General features: G+C 71.7%; 1 protein-coding gene. It reads left to right on the plus strand.

Translation table 11 applies throughout. The features are described 5' to 3' along the window. Positions 1-397 precede the first annotated feature (397 nt). A partial coding sequence (locus tag EEJ42_RS31820; RefSeq protein WP_148082085.1) for a DEAD/DEAH box helicase occupies positions 398-1,909 on the plus strand: 1,512 nt, incomplete at its 3' end.

Here is a 1,909-nt window from a genome sequence, read left to right on the forward strand (position 1 = left end):
GGGCCAGCCCGCGCCCACCGAGGCCGCCCCGGAGCCGCGTCCGACGAGCCCGGCGCCGAGCGCGCCCGACCCCAAGCCCACCTCGTCGGAACCGGCGTCGCCGCCCGCCTCGGCGCCCGCGGAGCCCGCCGGATAGCGCGGGCGAACGCACGGGGCGGCCCGGAGTGTGATGTACGGCTCAGGGGGCAGGGATGGTGGGTTGGCGGAGCGAATTTGCTCTTGGGGGGTGGGGGTGCGTATGGTGGTAGATCGTTTGATCCCATTTGCCCGGCGCCTCATCGAAGTGCGCCGTGAGGCGCGTTCCTTGCCATCCCGTGGCTGACCGCATAGAGGCGGTCGTTTGCGACAACACGGAGTTTGGGCGCGTGCCGAGACTCCGGAAGGTTTCGCATTTCGCATGTCCGTTTCCACTGATCACGCCGTCATGCCCGCCACCGACGAGCAGGGCGACCCGGGGGACCAGCCCCAGCCGGTCGAGCAGCTCCAGCAGGCCGAGCGCGCCGAGCCCACCACTGCCCCCGCCGAGCCCGGCGCCGACGTCTCCGCCGATGACACAGTCGACGCGGCTGACGCCGAGGACGCCGAGCAGAGCACTCCCGAGACCTCCAAGGGCCCCGAAATCACCTTCGCCGAACTCGGTCTTCCCGAGCAGATCGTCCGCAAGCTCGCGCAGAACGGCGTCACCACGCCCTTCCCGATCCAGGCCGCGACCATCCCCGACGCCATGGCCGGGAAGGACATCCTCGGCCGCGGCCGCACCGGCTCCGGCAAGACCCTCTCGTTCGGTCTTCCGCTGCTGACCTCGCTGGCCGGCGGCCACACCGAGAAGAAGCGCCCCCGGGGTCTCATCCTGACCCCGACCCGCGAGCTGGCGATGCAGGTGAGCGACGCGCTCCAGCCGTACGGCGACGTCCTGGGCCTCAAGCTCAAGGTGGTCTGCGGCGGCACCTCGATGGGCAATCAGATCTACGCGCTGGAGCGGGGCGTGGACATCCTGGTCGCCACCCCGGGCCGACTGCGCGACATCATCGACCGCGGCGCCGCGTCCCTCGACAAGGTCCAGATCGCCGTCCTCGACGAGGCCGACCAGATGGCCGACATGGGCTTCCTGCCCGAGGTCACCGAGATCCTGGACCTGGTGCCGCAGGGCGGCCAGCGGCTGCTGTTCTCCGCGACGCTGGAGAACGAGATCGACAGCCTGGTCAAGCGCTACCTGGTGAACCCGGTCACCCACGAGGTCGACCCGTCCCAGGGCGCCGTCTCGACCATGACCCACCACGTGCTCGTGGTGAAGCCGAAGGACAAGGCCCCGGTCACCGCCGCCATCGCGGCGCGCAAGGGCCGCACCATCATCTTCGTCCGCACCCAGCTGGGCTGCGACCGGGTCGCCGAGCAGCTGTGCGACGCGGGCGTGCGCGCCGACGCGCTGCACGGCGGCATGACGCAGGGCGCCCGCACCCGGACCCTGGCCGACTTCAAGGACGGGTACGTCAACGTGCTCGTCGCCACCGACGTCGCCGCCCGCGGCATCCACGTTGACGGCATCGACCTGGTGCTCAACGTGGACCCGGCCGGTGACCACAAGGACTACCTGCACCGCTCCGGCCGTACGGCGCGGGCGGGCCAGAGCGGCACCGTCGTGTCGCTGGCCCTGCCGCACCAGCGCCGCCAGATCTTCCGGCTGATGGAGGACGCGGGCGTCGACGCCTCCCGTCACATCGTCGGCGGGGCGGGCGTCTTCGACGAGGACGTGGCCCGGATCACCGGTGCCCGCTCGCTCACCGAGGTGCAGGCCGAGGCGGCCGCGAACGCCGCCAAGCAGGCCAAGCGCGAGGTGCAGGACCTCACCCGGCAGCTGGAGAAGGTGCAGCGGCGCGCGGGCGAGCTGCGCGAGGAGGCCGACCGGCTG

It is taken from the genome of Streptomyces botrytidirepellens, assembly GCF_003721215.1.
Classification (GTDB): domain Bacteria; phylum Actinomycetota; class Actinomycetes; order Streptomycetales; family Streptomycetaceae; genus Streptomyces; species Streptomyces himastatinicus.